Annotated in this window: 12 protein-coding genes and 1 pseudogene; 9 read left to right on the top strand and 4 right to left on the bottom strand. The window is 43.0% G+C overall.

The window, feature by feature from the left end:
- Window positions 1–4: 4 nt before the first annotated feature.
- Window positions 5–1,219, bottom strand: a complete 1,215-nt coding sequence (locus tag VK541_RS24690) for a hypothetical protein (protein ID WP_324373284.1) — start codon at window positions 1,217–1,219, stop codon at window positions 5–7.
- Between the two features lie 223 nt (window positions 1,220–1,442).
- Complete coding sequence (locus VK541_RS24685; protein WP_324373283.1) at window positions 1,443–2,447, bottom strand: LacI family DNA-binding transcriptional regulator; 1,005 nt, start codon at window positions 2,445–2,447, stop codon at window positions 1,443–1,445.
- A gap of 208 nt (window positions 2,448–2,655) precedes the next feature.
- On the opposite strand from VK541_RS24685, the gene VK541_RS24680 reads away from it, so the two are divergent.
- The 5 genes from VK541_RS24680 to VK541_RS24660 all read left to right on the top strand — a co-directional run bounded on the left by VK541_RS24680 (window position 2,656) and on the right by VK541_RS24660 (window position 11,053).
- Window positions 2,656–4,284: a sodium/sugar symporter gene (locus tag VK541_RS24680; protein WP_324373282.1), complete on the top strand. Its 1,629-nt coding sequence runs from the start codon at window positions 2,656–2,658 to the stop codon at window positions 4,282–4,284.
- A 38-nt stretch (window positions 4,285–4,322) separates the two neighbouring features.
- Entirely contained in the window at window positions 4,323–5,195 is an 873-nt protein-coding gene (locus tag VK541_RS24675; protein ID WP_324373281.1) for an inositol oxygenase family protein, read from the top strand.
- A gap of 176 nt (window positions 5,196–5,371) precedes the next feature.
- Window positions 5,372–8,371 (top strand): TonB-dependent receptor, encoded by a 3,000-nt coding sequence (locus VK541_RS24670; protein WP_324373280.1) that lies wholly within the window; start codon window positions 5,372–5,374, stop codon window positions 8,369–8,371.
- Window positions 8,372–8,388: 17 nt separating this feature from the next.
- Window positions 8,389–9,984, top strand: a complete 1,596-nt coding sequence (locus VK541_RS24665) for a RagB/SusD family nutrient uptake outer membrane protein (protein WP_324373279.1) — start codon at window positions 8,389–8,391, stop codon at window positions 9,982–9,984.
- A 10-nt stretch (window positions 9,985–9,994) separates the two neighbouring features.
- Window positions 9,995–11,053, top strand: coding sequence for a phosphatidylinositol-specific phospholipase C1-like protein (locus VK541_RS24660; protein WP_324373278.1), 1,059 nt, complete (start codon window positions 9,995–9,997; stop codon window positions 11,051–11,053).
- Between the two features lie 42 nt (window positions 11,054–11,095).
- Here the strand turns inward: VK541_RS24660 and VK541_RS24655 are convergent, their stop codons facing one another.
- Window positions 11,096–11,404 carry a hypothetical protein gene (locus VK541_RS24655; protein WP_324373277.1) on the bottom strand — a complete coding sequence of 103 codons (309 nt, stop codon included), beginning with the start codon at window positions 11,402–11,404 and terminating at the stop codon, window positions 11,096–11,098.
- 323 nt (window positions 11,405–11,727) lie between these two features.
- On the opposite strand from VK541_RS24655, the gene VK541_RS24650 reads away from it, so the two are divergent.
- Window positions 11,728–13,218, top strand: a complete 1,491-nt coding sequence (locus VK541_RS24650) for an alpha-amylase (RefSeq protein ID WP_324373276.1) — start codon at window positions 11,728–11,730, stop codon at window positions 13,216–13,218.
- 19 nt (window positions 13,219–13,237) lie between these two features.
- Here the strand turns inward: VK541_RS24650 and VK541_RS24645 are convergent, their stop codons facing one another.
- Complete coding sequence (locus VK541_RS24645) at window positions 13,238–14,989, bottom strand: lysophospholipid acyltransferase family protein (protein WP_324373275.1); 1,752 nt, start codon at window positions 14,987–14,989, stop codon at window positions 13,238–13,240.
- 144 nt (window positions 14,990–15,133) lie between these two features.
- Between VK541_RS24645 and VK541_RS24640 the strand changes: the two genes are divergently transcribed.
- The 3 genes and pseudogenes from VK541_RS24640 to VK541_RS24630 form a co-directional block, all read left to right on the top strand.
- On the top strand, window positions 15,134–16,063 hold the full coding sequence (locus VK541_RS24640; protein ID WP_324373274.1) for a helix-hairpin-helix domain-containing protein: 930 nt from the start codon (window positions 15,134–15,136) through the stop codon (window positions 16,061–16,063).
- A 5-nt stretch (window positions 16,064–16,068) separates the two neighbouring features.
- The gene (locus VK541_RS24635) at window positions 16,069–16,593 is read left to right on the top strand and encodes an adenine phosphoribosyltransferase (protein ID WP_324373273.1); all 525 of its coding nucleotides are present in this window, start codon (window positions 16,069–16,071) and stop codon (window positions 16,591–16,593) included.
- Window positions 16,594–16,934: 341 nt separating this feature from the next.
- Window positions 16,935–17,358 (top strand): annotated as a pseudogene (locus VK541_RS24630) (helix-turn-helix transcriptional regulator); the annotation flags it as partial.

Raw genomic sequence — 17,358 nt, 5'->3', positions numbered from 1 at the left:
ACGGCTATCTTACGCTTATCTTATTTAATGGCTTATAAGCGTAAACGACCTCATAAGGTGTGTTCCGCAGACTTGCAGAAATCTGCCCAATACTCAGATTCTCCTTCTGTGGCGTCGGTTCGCAAATGGAATAGGTCTTGCCATTATATACAATCGGCCTTCCTATAGGTTTGTCAAACTGAACAGCCATGGTAATGTGCGTCGGATACAGCAAAGCAATCATAGGCAGGTTATAGATCTCTTTTACCAGGTAAAAGAACAATGCGGCCCTGTCATCGCAATCACTGTACTCGGAAAAAAGCGTCTGCTCGGGAGACAGACGTTTCTCCTTGCCAAAGTTCTTATCGTCATCTTCGTACAGCAATGCATATCTGGTAAAGCGCATCAAATAGTCGATCCCTTTTTTCTGTTTCATTCCGCTTACATTATTTTTAAGGATTGGGATCAGCGAACCGTAGGTTTCCCTGCTTAGCGGGATATTGAAATAGGACTCAAAATCTACCACGGGATAATTGGCAAAAATCCGCTCTACCTCAGGATTGAGTTTAACGTTGAAATGATAAACTTTGTGCCCGTATGTGAAAGCAATCTCCTTTTCTGTGTAGCTTCCCGGTCTGAAATCAGGCATGCGGGTTACTTTATAGGAGAACGCATGCGTGGCTTCAGGGATACTGATCATACGATGGGGAGGTACTTTGTTCAGGTCTGCATAAGCATAATCATGACGGTTCAGGCACATGTATTTTTTATCCTTGTACATGACGAAGGGTATATCCGAAATGTCTTCGTCATTGTATACATAAAAAATGATCCTGTTGTCTGATATGGTGAGCCGGGCGTCATAGCCTGATTTGACCATAAGAAACCATTTATAGAAGGTATACCTTTCATAATTTTCCTTTTTTGGACTAATCGCCTGGGCCGTTCTTCTGATGAGCTGATAATACAGCCAGTCATTCAGCTGATATTTTTCCTTATAAGCCAGAAGCGTATCCACAACGGCCGCATAATCGCTTGAGTCTGCCTGTCTGTAAGATGACCTGATGTATTGCTCCGACAAAGTATCAGGCATTTTTACCATTAAAGAAGAACTCACATGAATATTGAAGGTCGTATTGTAAAATTCATAGCTGAACCGGTAACCTCCGGTCTGGCCAAACGCAGCGGCATTGGCAAGAAAGAGCAGGAGTACACCAGAAATTTTAAACCAGCATCTCATGAAGCTTACGATTAATTAATATTACGGTAACATTAAATATACGTAAAATTAACACATGGCGTATATTAAGTTTTTGTCCTTATAATTTTTATCATAATGGATGTTTAACAGCACCTTAACATGACGGTTCTACTTTTGTCACGTAAATATTTGGTTAGTATTTATACGTTTAGGTTTAGTTGATAATAAAAGCCCGGGTGGATGCCAGGGCTTTTGTTTTTTATCAACTGCTGGATTCCCGTTTGATCAGCGTTGATTTGAGTGTTGGGACTTCATCCTGGTCAAAAGGCTTCTTATCCAGGATCTTGAATAAAAACCCGGCGGCTTCTTTTCCGATTTCAAAAGCTGGCTGCGTGATGGTGCTTAAAGAAGGGCTAAGCAGCGGAGCGGTACTCAGATTAGAAAAGCTGATGATCTTCAGGTCATCGGGAATATTTAAACCCAGATCCCTGCATACGTAATAGCAGGGGAGTGCGAATTCTTCTATTGAAGAAATAATACCGTCAGGTTTTTGCGAGACAATCAGCTGCTTTATATTATCATAATTCTTTTCTGCATCCTTATCATAACTGATGATCAGGTCAGGATTTGCAGGCAGGTTATGGTCTCTTAAGGCATCCTGATATCCTGACAATCGCTTCTGTCCTGTGCTCAAATTGTTCAGTGCGTAGAGGTAGGCTATATTTTTACAGCCATTCTCGATCAGGTGGCAAGCGGCATTATAGGAGCTTTCATAATCGTCGGTAGTGATCTTTACGGCATCAATGTCCTCAATGGTGCGGTCAAAGAAAACAACAGGGATTTTTTTGACCAGTTCCTTGAAATGCTCATAATTTTCAGTGCTGCTCGAAACGGAGATCAATATGCCGTCGACACGTCCGCTCAGAAGGCTGTCGGTAAAGGCAATCTCAGTTTCGCTGTTCTCGTGTGTCTGATAGATCAGCACATGGTAATCCCGCTTACGGGCTATTTCTTCTATGCCATTGATGGCGAGCGAAAAGAAATTGTTTGCGATTTCGGGAATGATGACTGCGATGGTTTTTGTTTTATGGCTGCGCAGATTGCTGGCGGCAGGATTGCGCTCATATTTCAGTTTTTTGGCAAGGTCCCATACTTTTTGCTTGGTATCTATACTGATCTCGTAACTATCATTGAGCGCTTTGGAAACAGTCGCAATAGATATATTTAATTCCTTAGCTAAAGTTTTTACAGTAACGTTGCCCTTCATTATAGTTGAATTTTGAGAGTGGTCAGCAATATCAGAAACATTCCACTTAAACGTATTCGTAAATAAAATACCCTGCTAAACTCAGAATTAATATTTTTATATTCAGATTTGATATTGAGACCTCCCTAAGGTTTTGCTTTTAACCAAATGTAAGATAATTAATTTAACTCATTTTATGTGAGGAAAACTGATTTAGCGCCAACCAAATATGAATCATCTAGCCATTGCCGATTATGTAGTTTTCTTTATTTATTTTATTGCGATAGCCGGTTATGGCTACTACATCTATCATAAGAAAAAAACGACATCCAGTAGTGCAAAGGATTTTTTCCTGGCAGAAGGTTCGCTGACCTGGTGGGCTATCGGGGCATCACTGATTGCTTCAAATATTTCCGCAGAGCATTTCATCGGGATGTCGGGCTCCGGTTTTGCACTGGGGCTCGCTATTGCTACTTACGAATGGATGGCAGCAGCAACATTGATCATTGTGGCCATTTTTATCATCCCGGTATACCTGAAGAACAAGATCTTCACCATGCCGCAATTTTTATCAAAGCGGTACAATGACAAAGTAAGCACCATTATGGCCGTATTCTGGTTGCTGGTGTATGTCTTTGTGAACCTCACTTCTATCATCTACCTGGGAGCTCTGGCCATCTCCTCCATATCACCCATCAGCTTCGAATGGTGCATCGTGGGACTCAGCATCTTTTCAATGGTGGTCACGCTGGGCGGAATGAAAGTGATTGGCTATACCGATGTGATCCAGGTACTGGTCCTGATCATTGGCGGTCTGATTACCACTTATCTTGCCCTTTCTTTACTTTCCAGTGAATATGGATTTGGCGGGGACATTTTTAAAGGCCTTTCGGTCTTGAGAAAAGAAGCGCCCGGCCATTTTCACATGATATTTGAACCTTCACACAAGTACTATAAAGAACTGCCGGGCTTATCTGTATTGATTGGTGGTATGCTGATCAACAACCTGGCCTACTGGGGCTGCAACCAGTACATTGTTCAGCGTGCATTGGGTGCCGATTTGAATACAGCACGCAAGGGTATTCTATTCGCCGCATTTTTAAAATTACTGGTACCGGTAATCGCCGTTCTTCCCGGAATTGTGATGTATGTGCTTCACAATAAAGGTTTATTTGTGGCAGAAATGTCAGATGCGGGGGTACTGAAGCCAGATCATGCTTATCCAACCTTAATGAATTTATTACCGGCGGGCTTAAAGGGAATTGCCTTTGCTGCCCTTACTGCCGCTATTGTAGCTTCATTAGCCGGTAAGGCAAACAGCATATCTACAATTTTCTCGCTTGATATTTATAAAAAATACTTCAACAAAACAGCCTCTGATAAGAAGATGGTCAATGTTGGCCGCTGGGCAGTTGTGGTTTCGATGACAATTGCAGCAGTCGTGACACCGTCTTTAAGGTCCCTTGACCAGGCTTACCAGTTTATCCAGGAATATGTAGGTTTTATCTCACCGGGAGTACTGGCCATATTCTTGCTGGGTTTTTACTGGAAACGCACGACAACTGCTGCAGCTATGACCGGAGCGCTGATCACCATTCCTCTTTCAACGGTGTTAAAGTTTCTGCCGGTGTGGACAAACGGTGCTTTCCCGGATTATCCTTTCCTCGACAGAATGGCTATTGATTTTGTAGTCATTGTGATCCTGATGATTGTGATCAGTTTGAGCAGGCCGCAGAAAGCTGCGGCCGAAAATGCAATTGAAGTGGACACTTCAATGTTTAAGATCAGTACCAGCTTTGCTATAGGTTCTATCCTGATTATGGGTATACTGACGGCCCTGTATACAGTGTTCTGGTAAAATTAAATGAATAATTGTTAACGATAAAATACAAAGTTATGAAAGCGCAACAAAATGAGGAGAAAAACCCGCTGTCGGGTCTGGAGGCATGGGAAGACGATGTGTTAAAAAGATATCCTGAGCCGGGTGTTCCGGCAAAGGCCAAAGAGGAGTTCAGAAATTACGACAGCCCGGAGATCGACTCAGTAAGGGAGTTTTACCGCTTGAACCACAAATACCAGACCTATGGCAATGTACTGGCAAAAAAAGAGAACTTCCTGAAATTTGACAAAAAAGAGATGCCCTGGTGGCAGGCTATGGAATACCTGAATACCCTGATCGATGATTCCGATCCTGATATTTCACTGGACCAGCTGCAGCATTTATTGCAGACGGCAGAAGCCATACGTGCCGATGGTCACCCGGACTGGTTCGTGCTGACCGGCTTTATTCATGACCTGGGTAAAGTATTGTGCCTGTTTGGTGAACCGCAGTGGAACGTGGTCGGGGATTCATTTCCTGTTGGATGTAAATTCTCAGATAAGATCGTTTTTCCTGAATTTTTCGCCGACAATCCCGACAGCAAAGACGAACGCTACAATACAAAATACGGTGTATACACCCACCAGTGCGGACTCGACAACATCCACATGTCCTGGGGGCATGACGAATACCTGTACCACCTGACCAAAGATTACCTGCCTGAACCGGCTTTGTATATGATCCGCTACCATTCTTTCTATTCGCAGCACCGCGAACACGCTTATGATCACATATTAAATGCACATGATCAGGAAATGTTCAAATGGGTGGACAAGTTTAATCCTTATGACCTGTATTCCAAGAGCCCGAAACCACCGGTCGTAAGTGAACTGAAACCTTATTATGAAGACTTGATCGCGAAGTATTTGCCTGTTACTGTAGCCCTTTAAAAAAGCGCACAGCTACAGAGATCCGCAACGACAATTTAATTTAACAGATTTTGATTTAACAATTTAATAATCTGAGTGCTTTGTAGTGCTCATAACAGAAGGGCATCTTTGTGCGGTTTCTACTGATAATGCTTAATAAACCAGCAATCTAATCAATTAACTAATAATCCCGTTTTATGAGAAAAACTTACATTCTAAATTATCGCTTCCCCGATCATTTGTCATTGAAGACCTTGTTTTCAACGATGCTTATGGTGCTGTCATTAGCGGTATTCGCCCAGCAGCCTGGCAAGACCATCACCGGACGTGTGACCGACGAAGCCAATGCACCGCTTCCTGGTGTTACTGTAAAGGTAAAAGGCACGAACAACGGAGCCTCCACGAGCGAAAATGGCAATTACAGCATTAGAGTAAACAGTAATGAGGATGTGCTAACATTTACTATGCTTGGAATGGTACCGCAGGAGATGACCATTGGTTCAAAATTAATAATCAATGTAACGCTTGTTACCGATAGCAAATCCCTTAAGGATGTAGTGGTGATCGGTTACGGTACTTCGAACAAAAAAGACCTGACAGGTTCCGTAACGTCTGTAAAGGCAGAAGAATTTAACCAGGGAGTACTGGTTTCACCAGCTCAATTGCTGCAGGGTAAAGTTGCCGGCCTTAATGTGACAAAAAGCGGTGATCCAAATGCAAAACCGTCTACAATTCTTAGAGGACCCTCTACTTTGCGTGAAGGAGCAGCACAAGAGCCTTTTTATGTGATTGATGGAGTGCCTGGCGCATCCATAGACCTGCTCGCTCCCTCAGACATTGAGAATATCGACATCCTTAAAGATGCCTCCTCCACAGCAATTTATGGATCAAGAGCAGCTAATGGGGTGATTATGGTGACGACAAAGAAATCTAAAAACGGGCAGTCGAGACTCTCTTATAGTGGTTATGCCGCTGTAGAAGAGGTTTCTAAAAAATATGAAATGCTGAGTGCACCTGAACTTCGTCAATATCTTGCTGACAATAAACAGATATTGAATCCGGCAGATGACGATGGATCGGATACGAACTGGCAGCAAATGCTGGAAAGAAAAGGTTATTCTCAAAACCACAATTTATCATACGGTGGCTCTGGTCAAAGTGCAGACTACGGAGCAAGTGTGAATTATCTCACCAACGAAGGCATCTTAAAAAACACTTCATTAAAAAGAACAGTAGTTAGAGGTTATATTAACCAAAAGTTTTTCAGCGACAGGCTAAAACTGAATTTTACGATCACCAATAGCAATTCCAGTAGTTCGGATATCTATCAGCAGCAAGCGCTGTCTAATATGCTTTTCTACCTCCCAACAGTAAGCCCGTTTAACACCGATGGTACTTACAAGGAGAATTATACCCGGATCGGAAGCGGAACGCGTAATCCACTTTCTATAGTGGACAATAATGCCATAGACAATTTGAATAACAAGACGCTGATCAACGGATTGGCCTCAGTGGATATTCTTAACGGATTGAAGTTCACTGCCAGCGTTTCTGCCCAAAGGGATCAAAACGTATTGAGTGCTTATTTAAACAGCCAGTCTGGTTTAGCCAGAGGAGTAAATGGCCAGGCAAGAAAAAATACCGTTTTAAATAAAAATGAAGTTCTGGAGGGTTATTTTAATTATGACAGAACATTTGGGATGCACAGTATGAAATTGCTGGCTGGATATTCCTGGCAGGAAGACCGTTCAAATGACGGCTTTGGAATAACCACACAGAACTTCTCGAATGATGAATTGGGTTACAATAACCTTTTTCTTTCTAATCCAACGGCGTTATCGCAGCTTCCATTTGACGATATTGCCATATCTACGCTTCGCCTGATCTCTTTTTATGGAAGGGCACAGTATAATTTCGATGAAAAATACCTGTTTCAGGCTTCATTGAGAAAAGATGGATCATCGGCGTTTGGAAGAAACAGCAGATGGGGTTATTTTCCAGCAGTATCTGCTGGCTGGAGGATCATCAATGAGGATTTTATGCAGGAAGTACCTGTTGTGAGTGATCTTAAATTGAGGGCCGGTTATGGAGTTTCCGGAAACAGTTTTGGGTTTAATGCCTTCTCTGCTTTGCTGATCTACGGTACGCTTTCCGGCAGCAACAAATTTCTAAACAATGGAATAATCAGCAACGCAATTGGCCCGGTTAGAAATGAAAATCCGGATTTGAAATGGGAAAGCACTGCCACAACCAATATTGGTTTGGATTTTGGTTTATTCAAGGACAGGATCACAGGTTCCGTTGATTATTATATTAAAAAAACCTCTGACCTGATCTATGAACGATATGAGGTATCAACTACCCAGTTTTTCCTGCCTACCATTCCTGCAAATGTGGGCAAGATAAAAAATACCGGAATAGAACTGTCTTTAAATGCACTGGTTATTAAAACAGAAGACTTCAGCTGGAGAACATCACCCAACATTGCACACAATAAAAACGTAGTAGAAACCTTGTCTGATGATTTCTATAAGATTGCTTCTATCCCAACGGCACAGTTAGGTGGTAAAGGCCAGTCGTTTCTTTCCAGCCAGGTAGTGATGCCCGGACAACCGTTGGGAACTTTTAACCTTTGGAATTATGCTGGTAAAAACGCCGCGGGTGTGAGTACGTATTACAATGCAAATGGAGAGGTTATTGCTACCCAGCCTTTAACTACAGATCAGAAAATTGCAGGTAATGCACAGCCAAAGCTTATTTATGGCTGGAACAATACATTTAATTATAAAAACTGGGACCTTAACTTCCTGGTGCGCGGTGTTCTTGGCAATAAAATAATGAATGCTACAAAAGCTTCATTGAACAATCCTTCAGATGCCAAGGTACAGAACATTCCAAAATTCACTCTTGGAGAATCATTTAATGATGTAAATGGTTACCTCATATCTGACCGGTTTTTGGAAAGTGGCTCATACCTTCGTTTGGATAATGCTACATTAGGTTATAGCATCAGGCCGAAAACACAGTCAATCAAAGCAATACGCCTGTATCTGACGGCAAGCAACTTATTTGTGATCACAAAATATACAGGTATTGATCCTGAGATCAACATTGGAGGATTGACACCGGGCATTGACAACAACAATTTCTATCCTAAAACACGCACCATTAGTTTTGGTATAAACGCATCATTTTAATTTTAACAACTACAGAAATGAAAAAGATAATTTTATTACTCCCTGTATTGATGCTGCTTCTGCTTACGCAATCCTGTACAAAGCTGGATGTTGATGTGGAGTCGCAATATGTAAAAGAAAATTTCCCCCTTACTCCATCAGATTATGCTGCGCTTTATGGCACGATGTATTCCAATCTTTCCTCACAATATGGCGTGCCATACTGGAGAATGCAGGAACTGTCCACTGATGCTGCAATTATCCCGGCCAGGGATGGAAACTTTGACGACGGGGGTCAGTACAGACAATTGCACTACCATACCTGGACATTCGATCACCCTAATGTAAGGGACATCTGGCAATGGGGCTTTGGGGGGATCAACAATTGTAACCGTTTGATCAACCTGACCAGCGAATCCGCTGTTTCTGAAGAAAGCAAAGCAGTTAGCCTGGCAGAGGTAAGGGCTATGCGTGCCTTGTATTATTTTTTCATGATGGATCTGTATGGTAATGTGCCGCTTATTGATGCCTTTCCGGTGGCAAATTTGCCAGGCAATCAAACCAGGGATAAAGTCTTTGAATTTATTGAAAAAGAACTGCTGGGTGTGTTGCCTAAGCTGCCGCAAAAAGACAATAACAACAAAACAGCGATATATGGAAAACCAACAAAGGCTATGGCCTTTGCTTTGCTTGAAAAGATGTACCTCAATTCGGAAGTATATACCGGCAGGCCAAAGTATGCTGAAGCCGTAGCAATGGCAGACAGCATTTTGAAAAATAATAATTACACGCTTGATGCTAAGTATTCAGATATTTTTGACGTAAATAACGGACCCCAAATCAATGAAACCATTTTTGCTGTTCCTTATGACCAGCAGATCCCGGGCAACCAGATCACCAGGTTTGGGTTTTATCCGGCACTTGCACCTGCTTATGGGATTAACGTAGGCTTTAGTATTGCCATGAGCACAACCCCTGAATATTATGCAAGATTCAATATTGTAAATGATGTCAGGACCACCTATTGGCTGGTAGGAAAGCAGTATGCTCCGGATGCCAACAGGAAACCCGATTTGAGCAAACCAGTTTTGATAGCTGGAACTAATACTCAGATAGAGATAACCAAAGAGCTGATCCTTAAACCAGGTAAACCAATGGACTTAGGCAATACCGTGGCAGATCAGGCAAAAGGGGTACGTTCGGTAAAATACTGGCCTGATGTGAATGCAGTACAAACTACCCGATTGAACAGCAATGACATGCCTTTTTTGCGTTTGGCAGATGTAATGCTTATGAAAGCGGAAGCGATATTGCGCGGTGCTGCGGCAACGACTGTAAACGGAGAACTGCAGACGCCTATTTTGTTATTGAACAAGATCAGGGCAAGGGCGGGGGCTGAAACGGCTGCAAATGTTACACTGGAAAGCCTGCTGGATGAACGGGCAAGAGAATTTAGCTGGGAAGGATGGAGAAGGAACGACCTGATCCGTTTCGGTAAATTTGAAATAGAATATCCCCTGCCAAACGATGTGCTAACTATGAATAAAGACATTACCAGAAGGATTTATCCAATTCCGGCAAATGAGTTAAAATTAAATACCAACCTCAGGCAAAACCCGGGATATACCAATTAAATTAATACATATGAAAGCCATTCTTTGCATCCCGTTGGTGTTTATCGGATCTTTTTTCCTAAGAAACGACGAAAATGACCTGCCTATAAATAAGATTCAGGTTGTCGGTTCGCACAATAGTTATAAGCAGGCCATAGATCCTGTTTTGTTTAAAGCATTTCAGCAAATGGATTCTGTATCGGCAAGTAAACTGGATTACGGTCACATCGGCTTTGGAGCACAGCTGAGCCTGGGCTTGCGGAACCTGGAGATCGATGTTTATGCGGATGCCAAAGGAGGTAAATACAGTCATCCTAAAGGTTTGGAGTGGGCAAAAAATCAACAGCCATATGATGCAGACCATGAAATGGATGAACCTGGTTTCAAGATTCTGCATGTGCCGGATCTTGATTTTCGCAGCCATGCGCTTACTTTTAAAGGTGCCCTGCAACAGCTTCGGAAATGGTCTGAAGCCCACCCTGATCATACCCCTGTATTTATCACGCTTGAAGCAAAGGACGACTCGGTCAAAAGAGCAGGCTTCACACAGCCCGAGAAGTTCACGGAAAGCACTTTTGATGAACTGGACCGCACTATAGCTGACAATCTTGGCACAGGTCATCTGATCACTCCGGATCAGGTGCGCGGAAAATACCTTACACTTGAAGATGCGGTACTGCATGGAAACTGGCCGCTGCTTAAATCAGCAAAGGGTAAATTCCTTTTTATCTTTGATGCACAGGGAGAAAAGAGAGCCAGATATGTAAAAGGACATCCTTCACTAAAAGGGCGTGTATTATTTGCCAACGCAGATCCTGGAAACCCTGAGGCGGCGATGATGATCAGGAACAACTCCAAAGATACTGAGATTCTGCAATTGGTAAAAAAAGGATATATTGTTCGTACCAGGGCAGATTCTGATACCCGGCAGGCAAGAAACAATGACCTTTCTTATTTTGAAGCTGCATGTAAATCAGGTGCTCAGATCATCACTACAGATTACTATCAAAAAAGTACACACTTCAAATCCGATTATGTGGTACGTTTTGAAGGAGGGAAATACTTTAGAATAAATCCGCTGTTTAAATAATAACACAGAAAAGCCCGTGATTAATATCGCGGGCTTTTTATTTTATTTTTCTTCTGCTACAGGCTCCGGTTTTACTTTTTCCTTTGCCGGAACAGTTTTTGCAATCGCTGCGGCTTTTACAGGAGCTTTGGCGGCAGGAGCTTCTGGTTTGCCTGCTTTACCTGTTACTGGTTTCTGTGAAAGTTTTTTTGCAAGATGATTGGCTACTTTTTTTATTTCTTTTGATGCTTTCTTTACTTCATAACCGCTTTTTTCTATAATTTCTTTTATTTCTATAGAAAACTTGTCAAATAGGTCCTTGCGGACTGCTTTTTTAGCTTTTTTTGCAGATTTTGATGCCTCTTTTTTCATTTATTTAATATTTTGTTTTGGAAACGAAGCTATCATGATCTTATTCATTCGTTGTGGGTTTGAAAGATCATGATGATTTCATTTATTGTTTTTTGATATGTTTTTTGATGTTAGTTTTTGTTCGTTATTCGGAATACTCTGCGCATTCTTTGTTAATCTTATAGGATCACAGGCAATATTACGTTAATTTAAAGATAATTTAATATTATCATTATGTTAACAATTACGCCATGTGTTAACAACAGGTTTCTGGTTTTATTTCCGAACTTGATGAACAATTTTTTGCAATTTTATCCCCTCAAATACTTTTATCCAAACAGTCCATGGAAAACCTTACCATGTTGCAATTTTTTGAATGGTACTATCCGGCAGATGGAAGTCTTTGGAGGTTTTTCGCATCCGAAGCCCGGCGGCTAAAGGACATCGGGATAGATACCGTATGGCTCCCGCCTGCGCACAAAGGAATGGGCGGGGAACAGGCCAGCGGGTACGATTCTTATGATCTTTACGACCTGGGAGAGTTTGATCAGAGGGGTGGTGTGCGCACAAAATACGGCACCAAACAGGAATATATAGATGCGGTGCAGACAGGGAAGCAGGCAGGATTAAAAATATACGCAGATATTGTGCTCAACCACATGGGCGGTGCAGAAGAGAGAGAAGAGATCACCGTCCGGAAAGTGAACCCGGAAAACCGAACAGAGTTCATCAGTGAGCCCTATCAAATAGAAGCCTTTACCAAATTTACTTTTCCGGCCAGGGCGGGTAAATATTCTGATTTTATCTGGGACCATAACTGCTTTGCAGGGGTAGATTATGACGCACGTAAACAGGAAACCGCGATTTATAAGATACAGAACGAATACGGCGAAGACTGGCAGGAGGTAATGTCGGACGAACTGGGCAATTACGACTATCTGATGTTGTCCGATATAGATTTTCGCAATCCGCAGGTGCGTGAAGAACTAAAACGCTGGGGAAAATGGTTTTATGAAACCGCAGGCTTTGATGGTTTCCGACTGGACGCCATCAAACACATGGATCCGGGGTTTTTCAATGAATGGCTGGATGATATGCGTGCAGAATTCAGCAGCGAGTTTTATACCGTAGGCGAATACTGGGCGCCCGGAAACCTGGGCGCTATGCTCAAATATATTGAGGCCACACAAGAAAGAATGTCGCTCTTTGATGCACCCCTGCAGGCCAATTTGCACAGGGCTTCAATTGAGGGAAAGGATTATGACCTGCGTACCATTTTTGATGACACCCTGGTACAGGCCAGACCTGAGCTGGCGGTGACCCTGGTAGAAAACCACGATACGCAGCCCCTGCAATCGCTCGAACAGACTGTTGAGCCTTGGTTCAGACCGCTGGCTTATGCACTGATCCTGTTAAGGGCGGGCGGATATCCATGCGTTTTTTATACTGATCTGTACGGTTCCTCTTATGAGGACAGTGATAAAGAGGGGCAAACCCAGCGGGTTACCATGGAGAAAATGAGGGAACTGGAAGCCTTGCTGTTCCTTAGAAAACATCATGCGTACGGGGTTCAGGTTGATTATTTCGACGATCCGCAATGCATTGGCTGGACTCGGCAGGGTGATGAAGCGCATCCCGGATCCGGCTGCGCGGTGCTCATGTCCAACGGACTTGGAACGACCAAAGCCATGGAGATGGGAAAATCATTCGCAGGCATCGTATTTACAGATCACCTCGGTAAAATAGATGAGCAGGTCATCATAAACGAAGACGGCTGGGGCGAGTTTAAAGTATATGCCGGTTCAGTTTCTGTCTGGGCGCCCGCCGGGCAATGACAATACCCCTCCCGGCAAGCTAAAAGTTCTTGCCTATTTTCTCCAGCATTTCGGGTGGGATATTTTGCATGTCCACCACCAGAAAGCCATCCAGGCAATCTGAAAATTTTGGATCTATGTTAAAGCAAATGATCTTTGCATTAAGGTTCATGTATTGCCTCAGCAAGACCGGGATCTTAATGTGTGAATTCTCAATATCAGAGATCAGACTGTCCAGGTCTTTCAGGGATTCGCTGCTTTCAATGAGCAGGTCTTTGTCTATCGCAGAGAGGTCGGCTTTAAATTTATTCTTTGGCTTTACATAGTGTGCCAGTTCATAGTCAAAGTGATTCTTGGTAATGTAATTGACGATCAGGGATTTTGAGAACTTTGAAAAATTATTACTGATGCTCACCGGGCCAAACATATAACGGTATTTGGGATTGTCCAGCAGGTATTTTAAAATGCCTTTCCAGAGCAGGAACAATGGAAGCGGCTTCTGCTGGTACTCCTTGCGGATCCATGACCTGCCCAGTTCTATTCCCTTTCGCAATAAGGGGTAAAAAGGTTCCTTGATCTTGAAGAGCTCTGATAAATAAAAGCCCCGGCGGCCCAGGGTATTGAGGATCTCATCGCCTTTGCCAATGCGGTAGGCCCCGACAATATTCTGGAGCTCTTTATCCCATATAAATAAATGGTTATAATAAATATCGTAATTGTCCAGGTCGATCTTCTTATTGGTACCTTCGCCGACTTCCCTGAAAGTGATTTCCCTTAAACGGCCAATTTCCCGTAAAACATTCGGGATGGCTACTGTTGGCGTGATATAGACCTCATAGTTTTTTTCCTGCCATACCCTGAAACTTTCCAGCTGTTCAATTTCTTCAACGATTAAGCTGCGGTCTGTTTCTTCAATAACGGGTTCGGGTTTTTTCTTGATCTTAAAAAGATTGATCGGATTGAAGAGTTTCTTTTCTTCATCCAGACCTGTACCCAGCGCATAGGTGCGTGCCCTTAAAAAATCAAGCAGTTTATTGGTGTTGTTCCTGTAGGAAATGTCTTCGATGTTGATCGGTTTCCCTATTCTCACTTTGATCTTTAAACCCTGTTTATTGAGAAACTCTGATGGGAGCTTTGCTGTTCTCAAAGTAGGGTGGATGAAGCTCAGGATGTTGAACAGCACCCCATTATTGCCATGGAAATATATAGGGATTACCGGTACTTTAGACCTGGCAATCAATTTTCCGACTACCGGATGCCACAACCTGTCGGTGATCTCCTGTTTGTCGAGGCTGAAGGTAGAAACCTCACCGGCAGGAAATATTCCTATAGGCGTGCCGCTCTGCAGCAGATCAAAAGTTGCCTTGAGCCCGCTGATGCTTGAAGAATGCTGCACATTTTCAAAGGGGTTTACCGCTACAAAAAACTCACTCAGGTTCGGGATCTTCTTTAAAATAAAATTGACCATCACCTTGGCTTCAGGTCTTACCGTGCAGAGCAGTTTTACCAGTGCCAGTCCTTCCACACCACCATAAGGATGGTTTGCGATTGCGATAAAACCACCCGTCTTCGGGATATTTTTAAGGTCATCTTCGTCAAAATCTATGCTTACACCAATGGTCTCCAGAATTTTATCCACAAATTCAAGTCCGCTGAAATGCTCATTCTTCGAAAAAACCTTATTGATATCATTCAGCTTCATGATCTCCATGAGTAAAGCTGCAAGACCCGGCACACCCAGTTTATCTATTTTTGTGGCCTTTGCAAACTCTTGGGTGGTTATGATCTTCATTTAAATTTGGTTTAATGATTTACAATCCAACCCCAAAAATAACATTAATATTTCAATAATCATTTGCGGGTTCTTCACAGTATACGAATAATAAGATCAGCGGCATTACCGTTTGCTTGCCGCGCTGCACTAATTTAGCCTGACATGAGAAAATGGCTGAACTTATATTTTGACCTGAACAAAAGAGAATTTAACGGTTTGCTGGTCCTTGCCGGATTAATTGCAATGCTCACAGCTGCACCTTACCTGTATGAAGCAGCCTGGAATGAAAACCATACGGAAATGACCGACCGGCTGATTGTGCAGGCATTGATTGCGCAGTTACAGTCCGAACACAAATATCCGGGCAATAAGCAAGTGCATGTAAAGGGAGGAGACCGGCATGGGCAAGGCAAAAAATACAGCACTTTGCTGTTCCCGTTCGACCCCAATGCTATTGGTATGGACGGCTGGCAGCGACTGGGTTTATCAGCAAAGCAATCCGCTGCAATTTTAAAATATGTCGCCAAAGGGGGAAGGTTCAGGAAGAAAGAGGACCTGCAGAAAATGTACACCATCAGCCCGAAACTATATAAGGCCCTGGCGCCTTACGTAAACATACCTCCGGCGACAGTTCCCGAAGACCCTTCTAAAAGGACCGGCGGCACCTGGCCTGACTATGAAAAGACTGCTTTAAAGATCGTGGAGATCAATAGTGCTGACAGCACTTCGCTGTGTGAAATAAGGGGCATAGGGCCGGCGTTTGCCTCAAGGATCATCAAATACAGAACACGCATCGGTGGGTTTTACCACAAGACCCAGCTGATGGAGGTCTTTGGCCTTGATTCCCTGAAATACCGGGAAATAAGCGGTCAGGTCAGCACAGACCAGGAACTGATCAAAAAGATCAGCATCAATACGGCAGCGTTTGAAGATCTGAAAAACCATCCCTACCTCAGGTACAAACAAATAAATGCCTTGATCCAGTATAGAAAACAACACGGGAATTATAGTAATATTGCAGACTTAACCAAGGTGCTCCTCCTCAATCCTGAAACCATAGCAAGGATGGCGCCTTATTTAGTTTTTCAATGACAGACATGGAATCAAAAATCAAGCAAGCCGTACGTGATGTAAAGGATTTCCCTAAACCGGGGATTATTTTTAAAGACATCACCCCCCTATTAAAAGACCCCGCCCTCTGCAGAGCAATCAACACCGCGCTTGCTGCGCAGCTGAAAGGTTTGGAGATCGACGTGGTAGCAGGTATAGAAAGCAGGGGTTTTCTTTTCGGACCCTCACTGGCCCAGCTCTTAAATGTGCCATTTGTGCCGGTCAGGAAAGCGGGAAAACTGCCTTACAAGACCATCCGGCAATCTTATGACCTCGAATATGGCAGTGCCGCTATAGAATGCCATGAGGATGCAGTGCTGCGGGGACAAAAGGTTCTGATACACGATGATCTTCTGGCCACCGGAGGGACTGTAGTTGCTGCTTCAGAACTGCTCATGCAGCTAGGTGCAGACATTGCCGGCTATTCTTTTATCATAGCCCTGGATTTTCTGGGGGGACAGGACAGGCTTAAGTCCTATTCAGGAAATATATTTTCCCTGGCGGCTTACTAGTTTACGCAGTTTGCTGTCGCTCCAGATCAAAGAACTGTTTCGGATTAACCCAGAATGCCAGCCTGATAGAAGCTCAATGCTAATAAAGCCAGGGCAATCAGTTTCAAAACAAATATTGAAAAACTGCGTGAAAATAACTTGTTCATTGTGTTGCTCTGCATGATGCTTTTTACTTTTTTCTATATTTTTAAATTGGCTTTGCCGCAATATTTTTTAAGATAAATCCGGTGACATCCGAAATATTTTTAACTAATTACAAAATTAAAGGAGATTTTAAACGGAATCAACTGTGAAAATACGCAGTTTATGCTATTTTTGATTTTTCTAATGGGACAATGACAATGAAAAAGAATTTTGGGGACTACTCCAGGACGTTCATAACGGACGTTCCTGCAGATCTTGAAAGCGAGCAGGCACAGTTTTTCAAGAAGACCATACCAAAATTTCCTGAAGAAGCCATCTATATTTACTCCTTCAGGGAGAACCGGATGATCTTTGCAAGCGGCTGGGAAGAAGTGGTCGGTTATAGAGATGATGAGATCAATATGCTGGCCATAGTCAATATGTCCGCAGCCGAATTTGCGCCGTTTTCCCATGACCTCAATGACAAGGCCCTGCGGTTCATTCATGGCAAATCCGAGGATCTTGAGGCTTACAGTTTTACCATTGAGCTGAAAAAGATTCATAAAAACGGAGATGAAGTCCCGATAGTGGCCAGGGTAGGCGTTCTGAGTTCAGATAACGGTAAAATAGAATCCATTATTG

The organism is Pedobacter sp. (genome assembly GCF_035317785.1).
Lineage (GTDB): Bacteria > Bacteroidota > Bacteroidia > Sphingobacteriales > Sphingobacteriaceae > Pedobacter.
Note: the sequence above shows the minus strand (reverse complement) of the source record. Positions and strands in the feature narration are given on the sequence as shown.

Bases quoted from the DNA above. Each gene is read 5' to 3' on its own strand.
- VK541_RS24690 (WP_324373284.1), bottom strand. From the start codon at position 1,219: ATGAGATGCTGGTTTAAAATTTCTGGTGTACTCCTGCTCTTTCTTGCC.
- VK541_RS24685 (WP_324373283.1), bottom strand. From the start codon at position 2,447: ATGAAGGGCAACGTTACTGTAAAAACTTTAGCTAAGGAATTAAATATA.
- VK541_RS24680 (WP_324373282.1), top strand. From the start codon at position 2,656: ATGAATCATCTAGCCATTGCCGATTATGTAGTTTTCTTTATTTATTTT.
- VK541_RS24675 (WP_324373281.1), top strand. From the start codon at position 4,323: ATGAAAGCGCAACAAAATGAGGAGAAAAACCCGCTGTCGGGTCTGGAG.
- VK541_RS24670 (WP_324373280.1), top strand. From the start codon at position 5,372: ATGAGAAAAACTTACATTCTAAATTATCGCTTCCCCGATCATTTGTCA.
- VK541_RS24665 (WP_324373279.1), top strand. From the start codon at position 8,389: ATGAAAAAGATAATTTTATTACTCCCTGTATTGATGCTGCTTCTGCTT.
- VK541_RS24660 (WP_324373278.1), top strand. From the start codon at position 9,995: ATGAAAGCCATTCTTTGCATCCCGTTGGTGTTTATCGGATCTTTTTTC.
- VK541_RS24655 (WP_324373277.1), bottom strand. From the start codon at position 11,404: ATGAAAAAAGAGGCATCAAAATCTGCAAAAAAAGCTAAAAAAGCAGTC.
- VK541_RS24650 (WP_324373276.1), top strand. From the start codon at position 11,728: ATGGAAAACCTTACCATGTTGCAATTTTTTGAATGGTACTATCCGGCA.
- VK541_RS24645 (WP_324373275.1), bottom strand. From the start codon at position 14,989: ATGAAGATCATAACCACCCAAGAGTTTGCAAAGGCCACAAAAATAGAT.
- VK541_RS24640 (WP_324373274.1), top strand. From the start codon at position 15,134: ATGAGAAAATGGCTGAACTTATATTTTGACCTGAACAAAAGAGAATTT.
- VK541_RS24635 (WP_324373273.1), top strand. From the start codon at position 16,069: ATGGAATCAAAAATCAAGCAAGCCGTACGTGATGTAAAGGATTTCCCT.